At 41.7% G+C, this 23,420-nt stretch carries 31 protein-coding genes; 12 read left to right on the forward strand and 19 right to left on the reverse strand.

Features of this window, described 5'->3' with window-relative positions:
- Positions 1-117: 117 nt before the first annotated feature.
- From AC2204_RS19780 to sbcB, 6 genes are all read right to left on the reverse strand, one after another.
- Positions 118-999: a DMT family transporter gene (locus tag AC2204_RS19780; protein ID WP_318927614.1), complete on the reverse strand. Its 882-nt coding sequence runs from the start codon at positions 997-999 to the stop codon at positions 118-120.
- 171 nt (positions 1,000-1,170) lie between these two features.
- Positions 1,171-2,058: a cytidine deaminase gene (cdd, locus tag AC2204_RS19785; RefSeq protein WP_318927615.1), complete on the reverse strand. Its 888-nt coding sequence runs from the start codon at positions 2,056-2,058 to the stop codon at positions 1,171-1,173.
- A gap of 245 nt (positions 2,059-2,303) precedes the next feature.
- Positions 2,304-2,987, reverse strand: a complete 684-nt coding sequence (locus AC2204_RS19790; protein WP_318927616.1) for a CidB/LrgB family autolysis modulator — start codon at positions 2,985-2,987, stop codon at positions 2,304-2,306.
- Positions 2,984-3,361, reverse strand: a complete 378-nt coding sequence (locus AC2204_RS19795) for a CidA/LrgA family protein (protein ID WP_318927617.1) — start codon at positions 3,359-3,361, stop codon at positions 2,984-2,986. Before AC2204_RS19795 ends, AC2204_RS19790 begins: the two co-directional genes overlap by 4 nt.
- 222 nt (positions 3,362-3,583) lie before the next feature.
- Complete coding sequence (locus AC2204_RS19800) at positions 3,584-4,108, reverse strand: hypothetical protein (RefSeq protein WP_318927618.1); 525 nt, start codon at positions 4,106-4,108, stop codon at positions 3,584-3,586.
- A 370-nt stretch (positions 4,109-4,478) separates the two neighbouring features.
- Positions 4,479-5,906: an exodeoxyribonuclease I gene (gene sbcB / locus AC2204_RS19805; protein ID WP_318927619.1), complete on the reverse strand. Its 1,428-nt coding sequence runs from the start codon at positions 5,904-5,906 to the stop codon at positions 4,479-4,481.
- A gap of 129 nt (positions 5,907-6,035) precedes the next feature.
- Here sbcB and AC2204_RS19810 point away from each other — a divergent pair, with 129 nt between their 5' ends.
- The 3 genes from AC2204_RS19810 (at position 6,036) to AC2204_RS19820 (ending at position 7,679) form a co-directional block, all read left to right on the forward strand.
- Complete coding sequence (locus tag AC2204_RS19810; protein WP_318927620.1) at positions 6,036-6,479, forward strand: tyrosine-type recombinase/integrase; 444 nt, start codon at positions 6,036-6,038, stop codon at positions 6,477-6,479.
- A 204-nt stretch (positions 6,480-6,683) separates the two neighbouring features.
- Positions 6,684-7,157, forward strand: coding sequence for an ASCH domain-containing protein (locus AC2204_RS19815; protein WP_318927621.1), 474 nt, complete (start codon positions 6,684-6,686; stop codon positions 7,155-7,157).
- A gap of 105 nt (positions 7,158-7,262) precedes the next feature.
- Positions 7,263-7,679 (forward strand): ester cyclase, encoded by a 417-nt coding sequence (locus tag AC2204_RS19820; RefSeq protein WP_318927622.1) that lies wholly within the window; start codon positions 7,263-7,265, stop codon positions 7,677-7,679.
- Positions 7,680-7,855: 176 nt separating this feature from the next.
- On the opposite strand, the gene AC2204_RS19825 is transcribed toward AC2204_RS19820, so the two are convergent.
- Positions 7,856-8,011 (reverse strand): CCGSCS motif protein, encoded by a 156-nt coding sequence (locus tag AC2204_RS19825; protein WP_318927623.1) that lies wholly within the window; start codon positions 8,009-8,011, stop codon positions 7,856-7,858.
- Positions 8,012-8,315: 304 nt separating this feature from the next.
- On the opposite strand from AC2204_RS19825, the gene AC2204_RS19830 reads away from it, so the two are divergent.
- The 5 genes from AC2204_RS19830 to AC2204_RS19850 all read left to right on the forward strand — a co-directional run bounded on the left by AC2204_RS19830 (position 8,316) and on the right by AC2204_RS19850 (position 11,386).
- Positions 8,316-8,693 (forward strand): cupin domain-containing protein, encoded by a 378-nt coding sequence (locus tag AC2204_RS19830; RefSeq protein WP_318927624.1) that lies wholly within the window; start codon positions 8,316-8,318, stop codon positions 8,691-8,693.
- A 170-nt stretch (positions 8,694-8,863) separates the two neighbouring features.
- Positions 8,864-9,499 carry a LysE family translocator gene (locus AC2204_RS19835; protein WP_318927625.1) on the forward strand — a complete coding sequence of 212 codons (636 nt, stop codon included), beginning with the start codon at positions 8,864-8,866 and terminating at the stop codon, positions 9,497-9,499.
- 141 nt (positions 9,500-9,640) lie between these two features.
- Positions 9,641-10,015 (forward strand): VOC family protein, encoded by a 375-nt coding sequence (locus tag AC2204_RS19840; RefSeq protein WP_318927626.1) that lies wholly within the window; start codon positions 9,641-9,643, stop codon positions 10,013-10,015.
- Between the two features lie 127 nt (positions 10,016-10,142).
- Positions 10,143-10,655 (forward strand): methylated-DNA--[protein]-cysteine S-methyltransferase, encoded by a 513-nt coding sequence (locus AC2204_RS19845; protein ID WP_318927627.1) that lies wholly within the window; start codon positions 10,143-10,145, stop codon positions 10,653-10,655.
- Between the two features lie 140 nt (positions 10,656-10,795).
- Complete coding sequence (locus AC2204_RS19850) at positions 10,796-11,386, forward strand: hypothetical protein (RefSeq protein WP_318927628.1); 591 nt, start codon at positions 10,796-10,798, stop codon at positions 11,384-11,386.
- Between the two features lie 571 nt (positions 11,387-11,957).
- Here AC2204_RS19850 and AC2204_RS19855 read toward each other — a convergent pair.
- The 4 genes from AC2204_RS19855 to AC2204_RS19870 form a co-directional block, all read right to left on the reverse strand.
- Positions 11,958-12,242: a hypothetical protein gene (locus AC2204_RS19855; RefSeq protein ID WP_318927629.1), complete on the reverse strand. Its 285-nt coding sequence runs from the start codon at positions 12,240-12,242 to the stop codon at positions 11,958-11,960.
- A gap of 375 nt (positions 12,243-12,617) precedes the next feature.
- The gene (locus tag AC2204_RS19860; protein WP_318927630.1) at positions 12,618-13,034 is read right to left on the reverse strand and encodes a hypothetical protein; all 417 of its coding nucleotides are present in this window, start codon (positions 13,032-13,034) and stop codon (positions 12,618-12,620) included.
- 159 nt (positions 13,035-13,193) lie between these two features.
- A complete protein-coding gene (locus AC2204_RS19865) occupies positions 13,194-13,478 on the reverse strand; it encodes a hypothetical protein (RefSeq protein ID WP_318927631.1) in 285 nt (94 codons plus the stop codon).
- A gap of 12 nt (positions 13,479-13,490) precedes the next feature.
- Positions 13,491-13,835, reverse strand: a complete 345-nt coding sequence (locus tag AC2204_RS19870) for a hypothetical protein (RefSeq protein WP_318927632.1) — start codon at positions 13,833-13,835, stop codon at positions 13,491-13,493.
- 3 nt (positions 13,836-13,838) lie between these two features.
- Here AC2204_RS19870 and AC2204_RS19875 point away from each other — a divergent pair, with 3 nt between their 5' ends.
- The 4 genes from AC2204_RS19875 (at position 13,839) to AC2204_RS19890 (ending at position 16,265) form a co-directional block, all read left to right on the forward strand.
- Positions 13,839-14,279, forward strand: coding sequence for a helix-turn-helix domain-containing protein (locus AC2204_RS19875; protein WP_413466728.1), 441 nt, complete (start codon positions 13,839-13,841; stop codon positions 14,277-14,279).
- 220 nt (positions 14,280-14,499) lie between these two features.
- The gene (locus tag AC2204_RS19880; protein ID WP_318927633.1) at positions 14,500-15,219 is read left to right on the forward strand and encodes an ATP-binding protein; all 720 of its coding nucleotides are present in this window, start codon (positions 14,500-14,502) and stop codon (positions 15,217-15,219) included.
- A 42-nt stretch (positions 15,220-15,261) separates the two neighbouring features.
- Positions 15,262-15,876 carry a DNA N-6-adenine-methyltransferase gene (locus AC2204_RS19885; protein WP_318927634.1) on the forward strand — a complete coding sequence of 205 codons (615 nt, stop codon included), beginning with the start codon at positions 15,262-15,264 and terminating at the stop codon, positions 15,874-15,876.
- Positions 15,873-16,265 carry a hypothetical protein gene (locus AC2204_RS19890; RefSeq protein WP_318927635.1) on the forward strand — a complete coding sequence of 131 codons (393 nt, stop codon included), beginning with the start codon at positions 15,873-15,875 and terminating at the stop codon, positions 16,263-16,265. The genes AC2204_RS19885 and AC2204_RS19890 overlap by 4 nt, the downstream gene beginning before the upstream one ends.
- Positions 16,266-16,584: 319 nt before the next feature.
- Here AC2204_RS19890 and AC2204_RS19895 read toward each other — a convergent pair whose 3' ends face one another.
- From AC2204_RS19895 to AC2204_RS19930, 8 genes are all read right to left on the reverse strand, one after another.
- Positions 16,585-16,941: a hypothetical protein gene (locus AC2204_RS19895; RefSeq protein WP_318927636.1), complete on the reverse strand. Its 357-nt coding sequence runs from the start codon at positions 16,939-16,941 to the stop codon at positions 16,585-16,587.
- Between the two features lie 303 nt (positions 16,942-17,244).
- A complete protein-coding gene (locus tag AC2204_RS19900) occupies positions 17,245-18,555 on the reverse strand; it encodes a hypothetical protein (RefSeq protein ID WP_318927637.1) in 1,311 nt (436 codons plus the stop codon).
- A 69-nt stretch (positions 18,556-18,624) separates the two neighbouring features.
- Entirely contained in the window at positions 18,625-19,098 is a 474-nt protein-coding gene (locus AC2204_RS19905; protein WP_318927638.1) for a hypothetical protein, read from the reverse strand.
- Positions 19,099-19,643: 545 nt separating this feature from the next.
- Entirely contained in the window at positions 19,644-19,988 is a 345-nt protein-coding gene (locus AC2204_RS19910) for a hypothetical protein (RefSeq protein ID WP_318927639.1), read from the reverse strand.
- Positions 19,989-20,374: 386 nt separating this feature from the next.
- Positions 20,375-20,689 (reverse strand): hypothetical protein, encoded by a 315-nt coding sequence (locus AC2204_RS19915; RefSeq protein ID WP_318927640.1) that lies wholly within the window; start codon positions 20,687-20,689, stop codon positions 20,375-20,377.
- Between the two features lie 115 nt (positions 20,690-20,804).
- Positions 20,805-21,149: a hypothetical protein gene (locus tag AC2204_RS19920; RefSeq protein WP_318927641.1), complete on the reverse strand. Its 345-nt coding sequence runs from the start codon at positions 21,147-21,149 to the stop codon at positions 20,805-20,807.
- Between the two features lie 136 nt (positions 21,150-21,285).
- Positions 21,286-21,600, reverse strand: coding sequence for a hypothetical protein (locus tag AC2204_RS19925; RefSeq protein WP_318927642.1), 315 nt, complete (start codon positions 21,598-21,600; stop codon positions 21,286-21,288).
- 1,124 nt (positions 21,601-22,724) lie between these two features.
- Positions 22,725-23,138, reverse strand: coding sequence for a hypothetical protein (locus tag AC2204_RS19930; protein ID WP_318927643.1), 414 nt, complete (start codon positions 23,136-23,138; stop codon positions 22,725-22,727).
- Positions 23,139-23,420 lie beyond the last annotated feature (282 nt).

Genomic DNA, 23,420 nt, shown 5'->3' on the forward strand with positions numbered 1-23,420 from the left:
AAACGGCTTAATGCCGATCTTTTCATTATTGATTAGATTTACTGAAAAATGGTCGGGGTCTCCTAAAAACAAGGGTTAGCCATGTGCTAACCCTTGTTGTTTCTATCTTGCTTATTATTACGGTTTTCTTTTACGGCTTTCCCACTGGGTGATAAAAGCCACCGAAGCGATAATAATTGCCGCTCCCAGCCATAGCCGCCCTGGGGGAGCCCAACCGAACACCATCCAGCCAGCTAACACATTCAGGGGTAATTTTGCATGGTCAAAAGGCTGGACGAATGAAGCATCAGCGGCCGCATACGCTTTGGCGATGGCCCACTGCGCCAGAGCCGTTAATAGACCGGCAGCAACCAGTAATCCCCATGTCAGGCTTTGATCTGGGAATGAAAACTCAGGAGCGGCCAGAAACAAATTAAAGGGAGTGATCAGTAACAGCAGATAAACCACCATCGTCGTCGGCGGATCGTAGACAGAGAGTTTCTTTACCATCAGCGAATAGCAGGCCCAGAAAAAAGCAGCCCCGACCGGTAACAGGGATGCCCAGTTAAATGTATCAGCCCAAGGTTCTAAGATAACCATTGCACCGGTAAAACCGGCTAATGTTGCCACCCACCGCGCTGTGCCCACTTTCTCTTTCAGGAATAAACCCGATCCGATTGTGGCAAACAATGGTGAAGTCATCAACAAAGCGATACCTTGCCAGATAGGTACAGGATAGGCGAGTGCCCATATCCAAAGCTGAATACCAATAACAGAGAGGAATACACGAAAACAATGTTGTCCTAAATGATTGGTACGTAGCGCCTGACGCAGCCCCAAAGATCTCAGCCAGGGAAGCATGGCAATTAATGCAATAAAGTATTGGATGAAGGCGATTGTTGTCGAAGGTAATTGCAGTTTTATGCTCAAATACTGCGCCAAGCTATTTACGAGGGCAAAAGCAAGCCCTGCGGTGAGCATCCAGCTTGCACCTTGTACTGGGTTGTGGGTGTGAGACATGAAAATAGACTGATAATAATAATATTGACAGATAATACGCTGAACGGATTAGAATTGGTATGAGGGTTAGCGTTGATACTTAAAGAAAAACAGTCAGAAGACGGTTTTTCTTTAAGGGAATTATCTCATTCGTTATGGGCACTGTTTTAAACAAAATGCCATATTGAACAATTATGCCGCAACGTAGATCAGCGGGATATCAGGGTTCAGTGCTTCAAGCGTAGCTTGGGTATCGGCAAGATGGCTGATGGTACTGTCAGCTTTTTCAACCAATGCCGCTTCAGCAATTTCAGATAGCGGATAACCAGCCATGTTCATGTTCACCAGCGCAACTTGCAATGGCGGCAGGCTAGGGTTGAATGCTGCATTTTCAGCGTACATGCCCGTAAAGGTTTTACCGTCTTTTGCCTTCAGCGCAACACCACTGTAGTTGTGGGTATAAGGCGCATGAGCAAGGTTCGCAGCTCGGCAGGCAGTGACAGCAAGTTCATCGCTTTCCTGAGTGGTTAACCCGTGATCAACCTTTGCAAGCAGAGCATCAGTAATATTGAGATCGGCCGGGCCAAAAGACTCTGGCAGGTATTGCTGAAGGCTCATTGCATCACGTTCAGGCAGCTGAACAACTAAATCTTTAGCTGTTGTAAGCTCGTTCATGAACTGACGGCAGTGGCCGCATGGGCTGTAGTTAATCGTAATATCAGAGATGCCCGTTTCACCTTTCACCCAAGCATGGCTGATTGCAGATTGTTCAGCATGAATGGTTTGGGAAAGAGATGCACCGACAAATTCCATATTGGCACCAAAATACAGGCGGCCGGAATTGCCTCGAACGATGGCACCAACATAGAACTTAGAAATAGGGGCAACGGAATAAGCAGCAGCAACAGGAAGAAGTGCAACACGTAATTCACTGTCTGTCATTTGTGTTTTCTGGAGCAATTCTTCGAATTGTTCCGGACTCAGGGTCGCGTCAAAGTCAGCATCTTCAAAAATAGGTTTTACCGCTGAAGCAAGATCAGTGGGCAAAGAGCCTAAAGCCTCCATTACTTTAGCATGCATGTGTTGTTACTCCGTATCGTTGATGGAGAAACATTGTAGGCGAGCATTTCAAAATCATATGTGACCAACATCACACAAGCGCAATGTTTGTTTCACTCCATACATTTCTGAGAGTGGTGTCACACAAACTTTTCAAATCAGCCTGCTTATTTATCAATAACTTAGTAATGTATGCGATTGCAGACATTATTAAGCGGTGTCGTTTTATGATTGACAAAGGCAGCATGGTTGAAAGATATACGGGCCTAGTAGCCAAATAATGCCAGGATCACCGGGTACACAACCGGCGCCAGTATCGAGGTGAAAATGCCACAGATCACCAAGGCTAACGAACTAAAAGCCCCTTCCTGATAGTTTTCTTCGGCCGCTTTTGCCGTACCCAACGCATGCGATACCGTACCCATGGTTAACCCTCTTGCAATGGAGGCTTTAATGCCAAATAACCGGAATAGCGGATAACCTAATACCGCACCCAACAATCCTGCGATAATGACCATAACCGCCGCTATAGCAGGAACACCTCCCACTTGCTCTGCGACAGCCATTGCAATAGGAGTTGTTACGGATTTAGGTAAAATACTGGCGGCCAGTTGGGGATCTGCTCCCATGTACAAAGCAATACCGGCCCCGGTGATCATTGATAGCAGGCTGCCGGTTAAACAGACGGTGAAGATCACTTTCCATTTCTGGCGAATTTGCGAGAGTTGCTCATAGAGGGGAAAGGCCAGAGCAACAACCGCAGGCTCTAATAAATAATTCAGCCACTTATTTTGCTCGAAGTAACGCTCATAAGGAACATTCAGCCATATCAGCAATGGAATGATGATGACAAGGCTGATAAGTAGCGGATTAATAATAGGGTGCTGCAAATGTTTAGAAACTAGCCGAGCCAGATAAAAAACAGCCAATGTAGTAACAAGCCAGATCATTGTTTTTCCTTATGATGTGTCGCAATACCAATGACAAGGAAAACGATCAGGCTGCTTCCGATGGTACTGAAAAGGATCGGCCAGGTATTTGCCGTAAGAAGATCTAAATAATTCATTAGCCCAACGCCAACAGGCACAAATAATAAAGCCATATGGCGAATAAGAAGGTGGCAGCCGTCTTTTGCCCAATGTGAAGGGATAAGTCCCATAGATAGCACGACAAAAAGAATCAGCATCCCAATGATGCTGCCAGGAATGGCAACGTGGGTGAATGCTTGAATGCCTTTGCCCAGGATCAGGCAAAGAAAGATGATAATAAAAGAACGCAGATACCCCATAAGCCCTTCAAATACGGTTAATAGCGTATTTATCATACAAAATAATTGTGATCTAAGCCACACTTAATGCGCTTGATATAACCAGGCCGTTCTAGGTGCGGAGTTCAGCGAGAATAGATAGGTACTCTTTCAAATAAATGATGAATAGTCAAAGTACCGAAACATGTCATCCCGGAGTTGAGCAACGAAATATCCGAAATCCAGATCTCGCCACGTGCTCCTTAAATTCTGTATATACGGAATGACGAAGTGTGGTGATTAAAAATATTCAGAGAGCAGAAACAGTGCCACACCCGTCAGCGCTAGCAATAATACGGAGATTTTGTGAAAAAGGCTGTTCTTTACAATATCTTCAGTCGCTGAGAGTTCAGGTTCCGCCGAAGGGGCATTAGACTCAGATTGGGTGCTTTCCTTAACGGTATGTACCAAACGACACGTTTTATCGGGTAACGGAACACGAAAGCCGTAATTCGGGATCACCTGAATCGGAATTGCCATCGAATTATTACGTTCTAGTTTTCGACTAAGCGAAACCAGAATGGTGTTCAAATCAAACGGGGGTTGGTTTAAATCACTATTAGAACCTGTCTGAAGGAACGCTTTGTCATAGAGCGCTTGCAGGTTGATCACTTCGCCAGCGAAGTAGCACAATACCTCCAGTAACTGGGTCTCATGAACCGTCAACTGTGTCTCAGTTTGATCCGGCCAGACCAGTAAGCATAAATCCGGCTCAAAATCGACATGTTGGAATCGGTAACAGCGGGTCATTGTTTTTGTCGTCATGGCAAAATCACTTCATGATATTTGATGGTGAATCGCGTCAGTAACCAGCTATAACTCATCCATAACCAGACACAAAGCGATGCATGCCCATCAATAAAAATGTGTTGCAATAGGCCTCAATTAGCGTCGAGGCGTGAAGTTCATCGGTGATCAAAACAGATCAACGTAATCTGTATCTTTTATTACGACTGATATAAGTGTTGATGGCATTGTGAGGAAGTTCAAATTTCGTTTATGGGATATTGCCTTAAAAAAAAGCCTGTTAGCGATATGGGCTAACGGGCTTCACACGTTATGACTGATTATCTGTTATTTATCATAGGGATAGTTGAGATATGATTGGCGGGCAATTACTTGGCCGGTATCCAGACTAAGATACAGTACTGTTAACATAATCATACAAATCTTTAAGGATTTGCATCTTCTTTTCATTCGATTGATGTATAAGTGCGAGCGATTCAAAGTTTTCCATATAGGCAGGCAGGTTGTCTTCAAAGAAATCCTGACAGTGGTGTTTCCATTTTTGTTGTTCAGCATAATCGAGCGTCATTGGGTAATTACGTGCACGATAACGAAATAGCAAAGGCTTGATGCGCTTATCATCAACCTTCAAATCCAGACTGCCCAATGACTCTGGCGCAGTCTCACGAATAATCTCCATCGCTGAACGATCTGCATGAGAGAAGAAACCGTCGTATAACATGGCATCCACATTATCATTGGCAGCAAACTGACGATCGACACTGAATATGGCCAAGAGTTTTTCCCGAACTTCAGGGTGATCTTTAAGCCGCTGTAAATTTTTCAGGCATTGCTCGCGATCAATACCAAGGCGTTCGGCATCGTCTGCTTTTAGTGTTTTAGCCGGAGCCAGAACCGGGCATTTATTGAGATGCACCAGCTTGACCGGAACAGGCTGTTCATCCGGACCCAACTCACTGCGCTTGGTATACAGCCGCTCTCTTAACGTATCTGCATCCAGGTCAATTAATGGTGCCGGATCCAGCGCAAGGTTAACGGTGATCACGGCATTTTTATTGTCAGGGTGCCATGCCATCGGCACAATCCAGCTGGTATTGCCACAGCCAACCCCAAACATGCCAGAAACATGTACCAGCGGTGTGAGGTTAACAATGTCGATTAACTCTTGCAGCTGACGTTTGTGGCGCAAACTGAACAGGTAGTCAAATAACTTCGGCTGCTTGGTTTTTAAAATTTTAGCCAGTTCAATCGTCGCATACACATCACTCATTGCATCGTGGGCATTGGCATGTTCAATACCATTGGCCACCGAAAGATCCTCAAGTTTAAAACTCGGCAGACCGTCTTCGTTATTAGGCCAGTTAATGCCTTCAGGCCTTAAGGCGTAACAGGTACGCATAATGTCGAGCAAGTCCCAACGTGAGTTACCGTTCTGCCAGCACCATGCGTATGGGTCAAAGAAATTTCGATAAAGCGTATACCGTGTTACTTCATCATCAAAGCGAACATTGTTATAACCTATTATACAGGTATTGGGTTTCGATAATTCTTCATGAATTATGGCGATGAATTCGGGCTCAGAAAGCCCTTTTTGCAGCGCTTCCTGCGGTGTAATGCCGGTGATCAAGCAGGCTTCCGGCGACGGCAGGTAATCACTGGGAGGCTGGCAGTAAATAACCAGAGGCTCACCGAGGATGTTGAGATCCATATCGGTTCGAATACCAGCAAACTGGCAAGGGCGATCGGTGGCTGGTCTTGCACCAAAGGTTTCGTAGTCCAGCCAAAACAGTGTTGGCTGGTTTTCATTGTTGCTCATTATAATCTTCTGCACAGTTAATGATCTGTTGTCTTTGGTAATAATAACAGAGAATTATGACGGCTGCGGAATTAGATTAGATGGAGGTGATCATAAACCAATGATTATGAAGAACGTGTGGTGTGAGTCGTGAAAAGGCATGTTGGTGCTTATGCCATAGACTGTCACCTTGCACTTGTTAACCGTAAGCCGATTCGACGACCAATTCCCACCAAAGCAAGAGCTATTTTAGAAAGAGTGATGGAAAACCATATGGAAAGCAGTGACGATGTATTGTTTCCTGGTCATGAGTTAAATAGCCCTATTACTATTTCAGGGGCTAATCGCTACATCCGGCGCATACGCGACAACCTGCCATTAGAAAGCTGGCGAACCCACGATTTCAGACGTTCTCTATCAACAGGCGTGTCAGAGCTTGGCGTAATGCCCCATGTGGTAGAAAAGATGCTAGGCCACGAGTTGGGTGGGGTACTGGCCGTGTATAACAAGCATGATTGGCTGGATGATCAGCGTGAAGCGTATGAGCTGTATGCTGATAAGTTGACTGACTTATTAGACTCCAGTGATAGATAACATGTATACTTCCTACCTTTCATCTGGTTTCATACTAAACGCTGTGTTGTAGTGGTGGGCAGGTAAGAAATGAGGGGTTAGTTGATCGCGAATATACGAATTCGATTCGTTAATCTTCTTTGTATATCTGCTTAAAATGGAAAGACATACGATCTTAGTTCGTAGAACATAATGCTATATTGCAAAAATAAGTAAGTGGAAATCATGGAAGAACAATCAAAAATTTATCTAGATCAATATCTTGAGTCACTAAGTGATTCTGAGCGTAAAAAGTACAAATCATTTAGTTCTGACTACTTTTGTGGTGATGAGCATAATGCTAATTTATGTGCTGAATTAATTCGTATTGGGCAAAAGACAGCAACCTGCAGCCTGAAATATTGGTATGAATCAGATGATGAACCAATGCCTACAATTGGTCACTTGCAGGTCGTCACAGACTGGGACGGTAAGCCTACTTGTATCGTTGAAATTGATTCGGTAGAAGAGTGCAAGTATTCCGATGTGTCAGCTGATTTTGCGTATCTGGAAGGTGAAGGTGATCGTTCACTTGAATGGTGGCGAAACGCCCATTGGGATTTCTTTGCACAAGAATGTGTAGAGCTAAATATCGAACCAAGTGAAGATATGATGCTTGTTTTAGAGCGATTTCGTGTGGTTCATCAATCAGCAATATAACAAACAACTATGGCGTTATGTGTAAAAGTGAGTCATGGTAAATCTACTCGTATGGTCCACACTTGAGCTATAGATTCGATTATCTATGAAACAAGGAACAAACATATGAGTGACTTACTAGAACAAGCGAAGCTGTTTTTTGAAGCATGCGAAACCGGAAAAGGTTGGGAAATTTGCAAAGCTTACTGCCACCCTGATGCAACATTCTCCGCACAGACAGCAGCGCTCGCAGATATAGATACTCTTCAAGGTTATACCGAATGGATGAAGAACCTATTGACACCAATCCCAGATGGACATTACGAATTGCGGTTCTTCTCTGTTGATGAAGAACGTCAGTGTGTAGCAGCTTACGCTGTGTTTCATGGCACAAATACAGGGCCGGGCGGGCCAGTTGACCCAACGGGAAAAACCATCGCGGCTGACTATGTCTACGCAATGCAGTTTGAAGGCAATCTTATTCGGCATATGACAAAGATTTGGAACGATTCCATTAGTCTTCAACAGCTGGGATGGGCATAAATTTCAACAACAAAAAAACACATAACAAGGCCATCAAGGTGATGCGTTACACTCGCCAGTTTTGGTTTGGGGTTCGGTGCGCTTTGCAGGTTCAGTGGGGCACACCTTATTGCGGTGTTATGGCTTTTGCTCCTAGAATTTCAATAGTGCTAGGAGCAAAGTAGGAAGCTATTAGCTTATGAGCAAGAACCGCAACAACCAGTTGGACTGCTATGTTTATTGCTTTTATCTGAATTGTTATTAGGTTTATTGTTTGAAGCTGACTTTTCTGCTTCAACATTCTTTGGATTATTGTCTTTCTTGCTGAAAATTTTTTTAATTGAAAGTGCCATTTGTAATTCCTGCTTTGGGTGTTTGTAAGCTAAGTATTCGCACAATACCATACTGAAACAGTCAGGTATTGATGTGGAACATGTTTTCTTCGCATGCCCTAACACAGCCATAACAAAGCGTTTAAGAGGGATTCTCAACGCTTGGTATTTTGGGTTTGATTTGGATTAAGTGCTTGAGGAACAATAACTTAGGCTGTGTGATGGGCGTTGTTCACCCCTTGACGCGGCGTTAGCTGGCTGTGTTATCCACAATTAGTGGATGCCTTCTATAGTTAGACTATGTCTAACATTGAGGTGATTAAACATGGCTTACTTTCAGAATCTTGAGCAAATCGTCGCATCCCTTGAGGCTGATGAATCTACGAAATGCGACCCTATCAAGAGAACTTTTGTTTTTGACGGAGAGCATCTGACAGCGAATGTTGGGGTCGTCAGGGATACTGGTAATGCACTCCACATACAGAAAAATCATGATGAGTTGCTTGTCATTATTGAGGGCAATGTGGATTTTAAGGTCGGGGAAGAAATAAAGAATGTAAACAAGGGTGATCTTGTTTTCATTCCCAAAGCAACTCTCCACGGCCCCATCTTAAAGGAAGGGCAAAGCTTCGCGGCTCTTTCGGTTTTTGCGCCCCACTTTGATCGAACGAAGGACAACATTGAGTGGGACAGAGAATCCTAGATGATTAAGGGGCGTAAGGCGCAGCTAACAAGGCATTTAAGAGTGATTCCCTTCAGTTCAAGGTTGGGTTTCGTGTTTACGGTGTTATGGTTTAGGTTTGGTGGCCGCGTTGCTCACACCTTAATGCGACTAGGGCTCAAGCACGCAAGTTAGTACAAGGATGATTATAAATGTTGGAGCAATACTTTTTTATATTACCAATCGCTACGCTGTTACTCTTTGGTGCGATGACACCAGGCCCTTCATTTATCTTGGTGGCGCAAACAGCTATGTCAAAATCTAGATTTGAAGCGATGTGTATTTCTATAGGTTTAGGTTTGGGGGCAAGTACATTCTCATTTATTGCCTCAAAGGGGCTTATTGCACTTTTTGACGCTGTTCCTGAATTTTACGTAGCTTTCAAAGTTGTTGGAGGTCTATATCTATGTTATCTGGGTGTAAAAATGTGGCGCGCGAGCAACAGCAAAGTTGTTTCTGCTGACGCAGAACTAACTAGAAAACCAGCCCATTTTAAAGCTATAGTTCTTGGTTTGGCGACACAGTTAAGTAATCCAAAGACTGCAATTGTTTTTAGCAGTGTATTTGCAGCCATGTTACCCGTGAAAGTTCCTGTTCATACAACATCAATACTAGTTGTTGGTGTGTTTGTCTTAAATTTTGCTTGGTACCTCCTAGTTTCTATTCTGTTATCAAGTCCAAAGGCCCAAGCCAGTTACTTACGATTTAAGTCGCACATTAACAAAGTTTCAGGTGTATTAATGGGGGCAATGGGTAGTAAGTTTGTTACTGAGAGTTTTAAGCCCTAACAAAGCGTTTAAGACAGATTCCTAACGCTTGGCATTTTCAGTTCAAGGTTGGGTTTTGTGTTTACGGTACAATGGATTAGGTTAGGTGGTCGCGCTGCTCACTACTTAACGCGGATACATCAGTTCAGAATGGAGTCATAAATGAATCTTAACCAAGTTACATTGACTGTTAAAAATATGGAAGAATCGGTAAGATTCTATAAAACTCTAGGATTTAACCAAATCGTAGCAGATGATCATTATGCTAGGTTTGAATGTCCCGAAGGGGATTCCACATTTTCTCTTTATTTGGGAGATCCTGACTCTCAAAGTAATAGTGTTATTTATTTTGAACACGAACAACTTGATGCTTTAGTTGAAAGCCTGAAATCCGAAGGAATTGAATTTGTGCAAGAACCAACAGATAAAGATTACTTGTGGAGAGAAGCAATGCTTACTGACCCATCAGGTAATGAAATCAAGCTTTACTGGGCTGGTGATAATAGGAAAAATCCACCTTGGCGTGTAAATGCCTAACAAGGCCTTCAAGTCGGAACAAAAACAGTTGGCTTTGTTTCGTGCATCAACAAGTTTAGCCAACTACTTTTGTCCGCTTAAGGCGGCGTTATAAATACGGGTAAGTTATTCATAATAAGGACATTCAATGAATCAGATTAATATCCAGTACTTTAAACATCCTTATGCCGAATTCGTACTTGGTTCATATGATGGCAAGCTTTGCCTGTGTGACTTTCGATATCGTAAAATGAGAAGTATTGTTGATGACCGTATTAAGCGTGGTCTTCATTCTGAGTTCGTAGAAAGAAACGATGATGTTTTAGAATCTACCAAGGTTCAACTTGAAGAATACTTTCTTGGTGAGCGAAGTGTTTTTGATGTTCCGTTATTACTGATTGGTACGGACTTTCAAAAATTGGTTTGGGATGCACTAGGCAAAGTAAACTACGGTGACATTGTAACGTATAAAGATTTAGCGCTATCAATTGGAAATGAAAGCTCGGTGAGAGCGGTTGGTAATGCTAATGGTGCAAATGGATTGGCGATTATAATTCCTTGTCACAGGGTAATTGGCAGCCAAGGTGAGCTTGTTGGTTATGGTGGCGGTTTGTCATTGAAAAAACGTCTTTTAGAATTAGAGCAGAATCTCTTCATTTAAGTCTAAATAGTATTTATAACAATTGCATCAACACGATGCTTATTAGATTCGGCGTTTTTGGTTTGAAGTGTAATTGGTTTGGAAAGTTAATCGTCAGCACGTTTTATGCAAGCGTTAGCTCCTAAGGGGGGAGTACATAAATGGATTTAGTATTTCAAATTTGGGGAGGATTATTTTACCTTGCTAATAAAATATTGTTTGCGCTTTCTGAAGGCAAACCAGAGAAGGCTAAAAAAAGATTTAAGATTAAAGGCTGGATTATTTATATTCTCGGCGTACCGGCTTGGGTTACCATATTAATTAGTCATCAAGATTGGATTGCAGCATCCATTGAAGCTGGAGGAATTCCCTCTATGTTATTGGGTCTGTACAATACTTATCATGACAATCAGAAAGAAAACAAGTGGTTTAATAAAATTGTGGCCTTGTGTACTTATTCATCTCTGGCGTTTGGGCTTCTTTATAGTGTTATCCATCACGGTGGAATAATATCTATTTCACAAGTTTTAGAGATAGGCGTGATGCTCGGGTTTTTGTTAGGTAGCTACTCCATAGCTAAAAATAACCCCATAGGCTGGTTCTTCTTTATGCTGATGAATCTAAGTATGGCAGCATTGATGCTACTGCAAGATAAGCCAATACTTATGGCACAACAGTTAGTTTCATTGTTTTTTGTAATCTATGGACTTAAAAAATCACGCGACATTTTAAACCAAGAGCTAACAAGTTAATCAACTGGACGTATTACGGTTGTCATCCTTTTTGCAAAAGAAAAAACCGCAAAAATGATACCAACCTCTACGCCAGTTATTAAGGCGTTATAACCATGAGGTTGAATACGGCCACCAAGCTAAACTAGTTTTTATTTGAGCTAGTTGAAGTTGATATGAGTTGATTAAGAAATAGTATTTTAAACGCAGAACGAAAGGGAGACTTAGGCGATACTCTTATGTATTGCCTTTGATAGTATCGCTTGTCTCCAACTTCTTGGAAGATTGGCTACAATACCCAAGTTAGGGTTAGTAACAAAATTACGGCTGAAGTCGCTAGGAACATTGTCGCAAGAGTTGCAATTTCGCTTAGAGTAGAAGGCTTCGTCGCTTTTTTAACTTCCGTGGTTTTTTCAGTGTCCAATATTGATAGGAGTGCTGAATTCATTTTTTTTACCTTATGTAATTTAATTTCAAGACACGGAGCAAATTTTACTACTTTTGTGATGAAGGTCAAATAAATATGATGATTTAATTACACAATTTTACGGATCCAGTTTGGGAAATCTAATTCGCATGTTAAGAAGCACTCTTAGTCCAGGTACTGATATGTCGTACATCCGTCTCCATAGAGAACAAGAAATTCTTTTTTGCGAATTGTGGATGGGTAATCATCGCAGAAAATGTTTATAACAAGTGCTTCAAATGGATTTGCAACGTGTGGCATTTTTATTTCCAATCCGTGTTGGTCTTTACGGCGCAATGCAGAGCCACTCGGTTTCGTTGCTGCACCGCTTAAGCGAGCGTTATCAATTGCGGCCACTCCCATGACCGCTTTTTTCCCTACCTCCCACACCCACCAATCTGCATTTTCCATTCTTCAACAGCAGAAAGTAACCAACGAAGTGGCATGAGTGTTACTGGGTCGGGGAAGCCGCGACTTTGACGCCATTTGTAGATGGTGGCCTTGCTGGTGATCTCAAACATAGCCAGTACGTCTTTATGACTGATCAGTAAAGGTGATGACTGAGCATCTAAGCTTATGACTTCTTCAGATTTTGTCTGTGACGGTGTTGCGTCAACGCAGGTTTAACCTTATATGACATGTCAGCCACAGGATAATTATTGTATGCGTTCATTGTTGTCGTCCTTTTCATCAGTTTGTTCATAAATTGAATATCCAACCCAAAAAATGAGGCAGGCGAGGGCGTATCCGATAAATGTCATTGCAATGTTTTCCTAATTCGAAAATTTACTGGTCAGGTAAATTTGGCTCTATGGTTCGAATAAAATCAGTTAACTTGATTGTGGTACCAGGTTCGCTGATCTGATGAAGTTGAATTCTGTTCAGTGTGTGCCAGCAATCGCCATCACCTTTGAACAGGCCATCGCAACCATTGGGTAAATCGGTTTTACACTTTGAACATTTCCCAGCCGTTACGCGTAACGCTGGAATCATTGAGTGAAAACGGTTAATCATCGAAGATATGGCTTCGTTTTCACTTAATGGTTTGTCGGGTAGGGCGAAGAACTCACAAATTTCATTAAGCTTTTGGGCTTCGTTGTTACTGATAACAGATGACACTTTTTTTAGGCCGAGTGCGTTGCGGCGATTACGGAATGCTTGTTGCCGTTTTCTGCTTTTTTCCTTTTGCTTATCAGTTGTCATGATCATTCCTTTTATCTAAAGGGTGAAAGTTACCAATCACCCTGTAGGCTTGTGAGAACTATAGTGGTCAGCTATACTCATCTAAGCCTTTGTAATAAAAGCTCATTGCAATGTTAAACCCCGTTCGGATTGGTCCCTGAGCGGGGTTTTTCTGTTTCATCACTGGAAATCTCCAACCTGAAGGAGGGGAAGATTTTTATAATCAGCCACAATAATTCCCATCTGATTTCGTAGTGCAATTTCTTCCGGTGAGTCAGCGACGGTAAGTCCAAACTGCCTAGCTCGATTGGTAGTCAGGCTTTTAATGTTCTGTGTTTGAGCAAGCATTTTTTGGAAGCAGTCGGCCTGTTCGGGTCTTCTCTTTATTCCGTTCTCATACATTCTTTCTCGATCATCCAAATCGTTCATGATGGTGATAAAGAAAGCTGTTAGTTCACTGCTCATATTGATCACTCCTTAATATCCACAAACATCAATGCTATCGCCGTAGATATCTTGCAGGCCGCTGATTTTGGTTTGGCGGCAATACATCTTGTAGAAGTAACCGGCTAATCCCATTGCGTGGGTTGCGCCAGTAATGCTGCCACTTATGCGTTTTTCACCTTCGTTGATATAACCGATGTGGTACTGGCAGTCTTTCTCGCCATGGTTATAAAAAGTAATTCTTAGCGAATCGAAATCAAACTCAGGGTGTTTGGCTGTCATATAGATAGCTGAATCGCTTTCTTCCCATTCGATTTCAATCTCGCCACCATTTTCACGGGCCGATTCTTCCCAACATTTTTCGATTTCATCGAGCATGGCCTGGCTGATTTTTCTAACGACGAAGGGTACTGCTGGCCGAGTTTAGAGCGTATCTCGAAGAAGTGCGGTATCTCTCGCAGTACGTTAAAAGCGCAGCTGGCGAACTTGTGTAACGACGGCTTTATTAGGAAAGAATTACGCAAGAAAAGAACGGAATCAGGCGAGCTAACTAACGATACAAATGTGTATTGGATCAGCATTGAAAAGCTTCAAAATCCAGAACCTGACCTAGGTCAGAATTCACCCCAGCCGAAATCCGGCCTAGGCCGAAAAACGTCAGAAGGTGGGCCGAAATCTGACCCCAAACCATCAATAGATCCACCATATAGTATTAATACCCCTATAGTCCCCAAGAAGACTGAGCCTAAAAAACAAAAAGCTAAATCAGTGACAAGTTATTTAACTGAAGACTTTTCTATTCAACCTGAAATGGCTGATTAGTATTCACAGCAAGCAGATTTCGTTTTAGAAATTAATACCGCAACCGCTCAATGGCGTGATGCGATGTTATCGAAGCAACGCAAGTATGCCGATTGGGTAGCCGCTTGGCGGAATGGAATGCGTAACGCGAACAAGTGGGCTGTCGAGCGTGAAAGCCGTCAACAGGGCGGGGTGAATTCGTATTCCGGACAGATTACTCAGCACCAAAAGGATTTAGATCATGAACGTGATGGATCGCTTAGAACGTGCAATGCCAAGCCATATCAAAACGATGACTCGTGAAGAAATCGATGCTTACGGAAAACGCCAAGTGCAGGAGTTTCACCGCAAGAACCGAGAAGAGCGACGCGTGAACATGGCGAAAAGTTTGTTAGGCCGCTCAGGGTTACGCGAAACCCATAAGCAATGCAGCTTCGATAATTACCGTGTGACGTGTACTGAACAGAACGATGCGCTAACCAATGCGAAATCGTGGTTAACCCGTTTTAACCAAGGCGATATTTGCAGTTTCATTTTTGCGGGTACAACCGGTACAGGTAAGAACCACTTAGCCTCGGCCATCGCCAATGAGATCACGGCGAAAGGGCAGTCTGTTGTGTTGGTGACGGTGAATGAATTGATGATCCGCATGCGAGATACCTACCGTGATAATTCTCCAATCTCGGAACGAGAACTGATTGAACGCTTATCGAGTGCCGATTTGCTGATCCTCGATGAAATCGGGGTACAGCGCGGTAACGACAACGAAGCGCTAACCATTAATACCATCGTTGATAATCGCTCTGCCGACGGCTTACCAACAGGAATTCTAACCAACCTCAACTACAGCGAACTTGTTAAGCAACTCGGCGAACGAGTTATAGACCGGCTTAAAACAAATCAAGCGCACTGGGTTGAGTTTAACTGGCCGAGCTACCGCTCAAACGCGTTAGCGGCCTAAGGATAACATTGCAATGAGTATGAATAATTCAGAGGTGCTTACATGGCGATTCTAGTTAAAACCACCTCTCACCAAGATGATAAAAACCGTTGGGGAACGCAGTGGTTGTGCTTTGCTGATGCCGTAAGTCTGTATGGAAAGCCGTTCCAGTTAGATGTATGCGCAGAGCCAGAAACCGCCAAGTGTGAACGCTTTTATGTTTCACCTGATTGGTTCTCACGTAACCGGCTATCGAGCTATGGCTTTCATGGCCATGAGACATTCTGGTTTAACCTGAACAACAAGATCGTTGGTTTCGATGGGCTTTCATGTGACTGGGAGAATGACTGGTACTGTAATCCGCCATTCGATTTAAAGCGTGAGTTCATCACCAAGGCCTACAGCGAAACGAGCGCAGGGAAGTCGGGCATGATGCTGTTGCCATACGAACCGCTAACCAGTTGGTGGCTAGATTTGGTGGAAGACAAAGCCACGGCGGTTTACACGCCAGATGGCCGATACAACTTCTATAAACCCGATGGCGTGACCAAGAAAACAGGTGTCAATTTTGGCTCGGTGTTTGTTCTTTTTACACCGCATACAATCAAAATAACTCAAAGAATTCCATTCAAACGCGGCTGCGGCGCTGGGTTAATGGTAATGGGGGAGGCGGCATGAGTATTGAAAAGCTATTAGCTAAATTCAATCCGAAGGGGTGTTCGTACGAACAGCAAGTTGCTCATGGTGGGAAACCGTTATTAAGCGTTGAAGATCAGATTGCAGCGGTAGGTATTACGTGGAAGCGATCACCAGTTGGTTTTGTCCTGCTATTTGCCGAAGTACTGAATGACAAGACAGCTCGATACGATTTGAACTATGCCGCCTTGATTGAGCTGCAACGCGTGTTGAATAACTGGCGTGGCTCTTACGGTGAGTATGTACCAGGCGCAATTGCCAAGGCTGCGGTTGATGAAGCACTTACGCTGAATGGACAGATCTGCGGTGAGTGCAATGGCGCGGGTGTACTGAAGGATAAGAAGCGAAACAGCCGACCATGTCAGGCCTGAGACGAGGGTAGGGTGAAGTGGGATAAAGACTCCCGATACGCTCGGTTCTGTCATTACCTGCCAACCAAACGGGAACGTTATGAGAGTTTCTATCCATACCATGAAAGCATTTTGAAATGGTTAAGAGGCGAACGAGAAGCAGCTTTGCTTGCTATACAAGCCAGAATGAAAGCGGAGTATGAAGAGGCCGAGAAGGCTGTAGCGTGAGGGGAGGTTGGAAAAGGCGACGGGAGTCGCCTTTTAGGAATAACTTAGCACTAGCTGAATTTGTTCATAACACCTCAAGCAGCGTGAAGTTAAGGGTGTCAGCTAGAACACTTTATGAATTGACAGGCCAAAGAGCAAACTGCCCATAGGCAGCTTCTCCAATTTTACAAAAACTGGTTGGACCATAAGTTTGTTTATTAGCAGCCACTCTGTATAGATGTACATCAGATTGGGATGCTGCTGCTAGTAATAGAGAATATATTTTATCAAATTGTGCATTGTCTTTCGTTAATATCAGTGCCTTTTGGTTATTACATGTAATCCCGTTTGGTAAAGAAATTCCTACATGATCAAAAAAACCAACTGCTACAGATTGAACTTTCCCTAAATATGAATCTGTGTTATCCAAATTTAAAGCGCTTACGTTAAAAGAAACTATCGTCAACAGTATTGGTATAATCTTTTTCATTTTAATCCTTAGTTTTTAATAATATTTTATTATACGATTAATAATCGAATTAAGTTTTTGTTTAGTAATAGATCTTTATGATCTTGTCCTGAATGAAAATTATCGTTGTATCTTCTATTTATCAACCTGTTCCCAGTCAGCATCAAATACGTTTTGTTATCCGTCTTTTTTTAACATGAGATATCTGTCTTCATGAATAGTCTCTTCAATGGTGAGGTTTCTATCAGTAATCATTAAGCCCACTGTTGGGTAGATTTGCCTTATCTGATTAGTTGTAACAACCCCGTATTATCAGCTTATTTTTTACCACCATCCTCCATCATTATCGTCATTGTCACCAGTCGTTCCAGCATCAGCAGGATCACGACTTAAATCCACCTCTCTGGTTTCGCCAGTATTCAAATCTGTCTCTGTAGCAGTAATAGTATAATCCTGTGAAGCCGAATGGTTATCATTTCTGCCATCTCGATCTCTACTAGAACTAGAACTAGAACTAGAACTAGAACCATTGTCGGCTAGGTTCTTTTTACTAACAGCAATTCCATCAATGGTTTTATAGTCATTAGAAGGCATTCCTGTTAATTCTGAATCAAGAGCTAATTGTAAGCCTGACCAGATGTTATATTTTCCAAATAGATCTTCATAGATAGCTTTTTCGAAAGCTCCAGAAACCGACGGGAGGACATCTGTAGTTACATACATTATGCTTCCTGCTGTTGTTATTTCCATCTTGTCATTGACTGTAAATGCAACACCCAAATGTCCAGCTTGAGCACTTGCACCAAGATTTTCAAAAACATTCGGATTACCCGAGTGCATAGCTATACCCAAAGCTACATCAATTGGGAATTTTTTCGGCTTAGATGGCTTATATTCCTTAGAGCTATTGATAGATACATGTAGATTAAGTCCATTTTTTTTGTCGTAAAATGCATGAACGGTTCCACTTAAAGGCCCCTCGCTATAGGTTATTGAAGCATAGCCTGAAGTTTTAACTTGCCCGCCAGATAATTTTTGATCAACTATGCTTTGTGCTACCGCACCACTATAATCATAATCAAAAAATTTTCTCAAAAATCGGTCAGTTTGTTGTGGGGCTGTTTTATTTTCTAGGTTGTATGCTAAATCGGTATCACCAATTGTTATTTTAAATTTTTTATTATGGGCTTGTAAAAGATTTTTGGGATACTTTATTTCTATATAATTAGAGTTACTTTTTACAACAAATCCACTATTTCCAGATTGCGTATATAACCCACTGTTGTATGAATATGCCCATGGTTTAGTTGATAAGTTTAATAGTGCAGTATCATTTTTTAATCCTATGGTAGGGATAGTGGTCTCATTTTCTGATGAAATAAAAACATAAAAATCATTTCCGGTAGGTATAAAAAAAGTGATGCCATTGTTATAAATTGGGATAAAATTTGAAGTTATCTTCTTTATTAGTATGTAAATATTGTTGCTATCATTAGCGATTCTGTAATTGAATTCATTATTCTCTGCTTTGATATTTAATGAGTTACTATCATTCCAATCATCTTCGTTTGCATCGATAGTAAAAGCATGTAAGTTAGAACTTAGTAGCACTAATAGAATTAAAATATATTTCATAGATCCAACACCGATAATACGCGATTCAAGATGTGTTCTTTAGATGTAATTAGGTTAAGGATGTAATGTTTACATCTGCTCATTTAGCCTCCATAGCTTTATTATTTTCTCATTATATAAATAAATCTTATACTTTCCTGAGTTAGGGGTTAATACCCCTCCATTTTCAGCAATAACGCCGTACGCGAATGTTTCCCCTTTCTCATCAAAAGAAAACTTATAACCATTTATGAAAAACTCATTTTCTTGATAACCTTTTTTAGAGCTGTCTTTATAGCTCCTATATTTAATAACTTCACCAGTGACTATTTCGCAATTTGTAATTGAACATCCAGATTTTATTGCTTTTTGTATGCTATCAATCTTATATTTTGCATCCAGTTGGGAGCCCATCATCATCAAAATGAAGAGACCACCTGCTAACTTCGCTTTCACTTCCATATTTCTCAATTTAAAAACAATCCATAAGGACAAAATAAAAGTGATAGGGAATGTTATGTAAATGTTGGATGCATTGTTTGGTGAGGTATATATTAATTCCATTGTTATTTCCGGTTGTGTGTGTATTGCTGGATTCAATTAATAAGTCATATGATTTTAAGAGTGTTTGACTTGTCATTCTTTGAACTATTGCGCAATAAATAAATCAAACATTTCAGAGTTATAATATTTACTCAAACTCAAGAAAAGATACTTTACACCTGGATCTGTAATATGCTTCGTTTGAGTTTAAAAAGACTTTAAGCTTTCGATCTTGTGCCACAGCCATTAATAGAAGACTGATAAGGTGAGTGTCTTCTTTATCAATTCCTGCATATAACGTGTCGAGTTACCAATTTTCGTTAATCCTCCTTCGATTGAAAACTGAGCGATATTTGGTCTTGCTCCTGCGACAGTAGACCCAAAAATTATATTATATGTCTTGCCTCTATTTGTATTTGCTACTACAGTGATAGTGGTATCCTTAACTATGTACGTTCCAGTTACGTTTACTGATGCAGTAAAAATGCAAAAACACCTATTAACAACTTCTTCATTCAATGTTCTTTAGTTATAACGCCTCTTAAATAACTTGTTAGCTACTGAAGTTATTCATTTGAAGCATGTGAATGTCGACCAATGTAATTTAAAGTTTGCGGGTTATTATTTGAAGCCACGCTAGGAAACCCTAAAGTAATCCTTTTCTTTGAAGCTATCTTAGTTAAGATCATACTCCATATTGACTTGCCACCTGGAGTTGTTGTATCAAGGTTATAAGCGTAACAACAAGCACCTTGGGCTGGATCGAATTCATTTAGGTTCCTGAAATAGACAGTACCATTTGCACTCATTTGCCATAACAATTTACTTGCATCATTAACCTCAACCCACGTTTGAGCACTTCCCTGTGAAGAAAAAAACAAAGTTGATAGTAGCAATAATTTTTTCATCATATATTTCCTTTTAAAAATTTGAGCGCAACATATTCTGCACAAGTAATGGTAGCTAACGCCTGCAACTAGGGAATCCCCACAAACTTCCCTTACAGTTCAATGAATAGACAAAAACTTGCCTCAAAATCTTGCGGATTCACCACAAACACAGATGATTAAAAGCTAGGTGCGTGATACTCAATTGAAACACTAACCTTCGAACAATCAGAAGCATGGGGCAGAAAAACCAATAGATATGGTTAGCCTAATCACAAGAAATTACTCATAATTTTGTGGGGATTCTCCAGCGCCTGCAATAAGGTGTGCCCCACTGAAACCAGCCAAGCATACTGAACTCCTTACCAAAACCGCCGAGTATAATGCATCACCTTGATTGCTTTGTATGTTTAATTTGCGGGGTCAAACTGGTTAACTAAACAAAAACCGTTACCGCTTTCTCTTCCCGATGTATAAACAGTTCCAGATTTTTTTCCTGATGCCCAAGCTGCCAATACAACAGAGGTAATTGCAGTGTGTTCCTGCTTAATTAACATCCAGCCATACGGCGAGCCTTCACAATTATCTGGAAGCCCCTTGTCCATCATGATCATTACACCAGACTCCACTGCTGTTAAATTTTCAATGCTTCCGCTCTGATAATTTGGTGCAGCAGAAACACTATACGACATTAGTGCAACAGCCAGTAATGTGAAATTTTTCATTAGTAACATCCTATAATTAATTAAAAATAACGTCTTTCCAAGCAGGAATAATAGTTGATTATAATCGCGAAGCGATGGCCAACTGTTATTTTCCCGTTTAAGCAACTTGTTATGTTTATTTAGTTGCATACTCGAACATATCTAACGTCAAAACATGGTTATTGCTACAAAGTCCTTTCCCTGAATACCATATAGTACTAAAAGTTTGACCTGTTGCATGCGCAGATAATAAAGCAGAAACCATATCTTTGTAGGCTACAGGATCTACATTCTTAACACTAAAGTGCATTCTGTAATGATCGCCTCCACCGCAGCCACTTGGAGCGGGATTTAGAGCGACATGAACAACTCCCGAACCAAATCTTAGTTTTGAAACTTTAAAGTTTCCTCCCTCTGAATCCCAAGCCATTGCAGTCGTAGATAATACACATGTTAAGATGATGGTAAGTATTTTTTTCATTTTATAAACCTTTATAAAAATAGTAAGTAAAACATAACGCCTACAATAAGGTGTGCCACGTTGAACCAACAAAGCACACCGAACTTCAAATCAAAACTGCCGAGTGTAATGCATCACCTTGATTGTTTTGTTATATTTACCGGCTCAAATAAACTGCGTTTGGAATTGTTCTGTTTCCAGAGGCAGCAGTACAGGTTGTCTCACCATAGAACCTCAGTGTTGCTGTTTTCTCTGCGACTAGAGCTGTTTGTAAAAGTGATAGCCTGGCCTTAGTTGCATCATCACTAGGAACCCCTACCCGATAATCCAGGTCTCCTATTCTGACGATTACATAGGCTTCCTGTTTCCCATAATCTCCCATCTTTACGATTTGGGGGATGCCTCCACAATTGACTGCAAATGCACCACCTGAGAATAACAACATCGAAACTACCAATGCCTTTTTAATCATTAATCTTTCCTCTATCTAAAAATATAACGCCGCAATAAGGTGTGCCACGTTGAACCAACAAAGCGCACGGAACTCCAGATCAAAAATGCCGAGTGTAACGCATCACCTTGATTGCCTTGTACATGCTGACTCTGGACTCAAAGCGGCTTGGCCGCCCCACCGAGACAGCAGGAAAACCAACAACAATTGCGGAGCTTGATGTAATCCAAACGACACGCTACCGCCAACCACATAACTGAATTGGCATTATGAAATCAGTGACTTAGTAATCACTGAAATGATAACGCACCAACACTGAATTCAATAGTGCGGCCTCATGAATTTGGAAAGATAATGCCTTTTTGACCAAAGAACATTGGGCATGAGGAACATTAACCGCACTTTCGATGAACGATTCTTTCTGCATTGCCCCCACGGCAGGAACCACAAAAGCCCAATGGGATAAAAACCTTTAAAAACAAGCATGTAACGCCGCCAACACCCGCGAGCAAATGGGGAGCGAGTTTTTGCGGCCCTTTGCAAAAATCGCGCGACGTTTGCGGAGTCGGGTGATTGGCATTGTTATGTTACGAACTAATAATTCTAAGATAGGCTAACGTACAAGCTTAATTTGCGTGGCATAGCAATATGCAGCTGGAGAATGTCCCCACACTCTTGTAGTATCTGCATAAAATATAATATTACTTTGCGAATGAAACGCTGATAAAACAATACTCATATTTTTACTAAAACCAATATCGTCAATCTTTAACCACAGCCCTCCAGGGCACTCTGCGTGTGGCGAATCAACCTGGATTAGTGTATCCCCATTTGGGAATGACGAGTAAGAGTTGATACTCGATATTTTGGAAGCTTTGGTCACGACTATCGCCGAAGAGGCATGAAAACTCATCAGAAACAAACTTAGAACAACTGCAAACTTATACATTGAATCTCCAAATACACAGCAAGTTTAATTAAATTTTGTTTGCGAACACCGACTACTCGGTAATCTCACCAACATGTTGGCTAAACATAACGCCTACAATAAGGTGTGCCACGATGAACCCACCAAGCACACTGAACTTCATACCAAAACCGCCGAGTGTAATGCATCACCTTGATTGTTTGTTAAGCATTTTCAGTCAGAGATCAATAAAAGTTGTCGCGATTAGACCGAGACCACCAATTATCAATAACGCAGCACCCCAGCTTACACCTGCACCAAATACTGCAAGCTCAGCAATTGAGCCAAAAGGGTTGTCAGATAATTGATTAGATAGTTTCAACTTAGCGTCTGCAATACCGTTATGCACAGCAATAGCTTGCCATACTGCTAAAACAGTGACGACTACCCCACAGAACCTTTGCAGAGTGATTCTATATAAATGAGAACAGACTATAGCTACAATGGAAAGAGCTATTGGAAACCATGATACGGAACCAAATCTATCCCAGCCAGCTACATCTCCACCTATCGGTATAGTTGCAAACGGACAAAACATTGCAAAAAATATTATTAATGATGCCAATACAGTTAACCAAGTTTCCATTCTCATATACTTATCTCCATATAACTATTAACTTTTCCTGAAATTTTAGAATGCTTAACGCTCGCCATAAGGTGTGCCCCACCGAACCAGCAAAGCACACCGAACTCCAAACCAAAAATGCCGAGTTAAGGCATCACCTTGATGGCATTGATACTTATTGAGCCTTCTCCGACAACATGCCCCATAGGAGTATGCTGGAAGGCGACTAAACCAAAAATACGGAGAAGACTCATATGCAATTTTATACGAAGAGCCACCCTTATTACTGCGGTATAGATCTCCATGCCC

The sequence above is a fragment of the Photobacterium sp. genome (assembly GCF_057456235.1).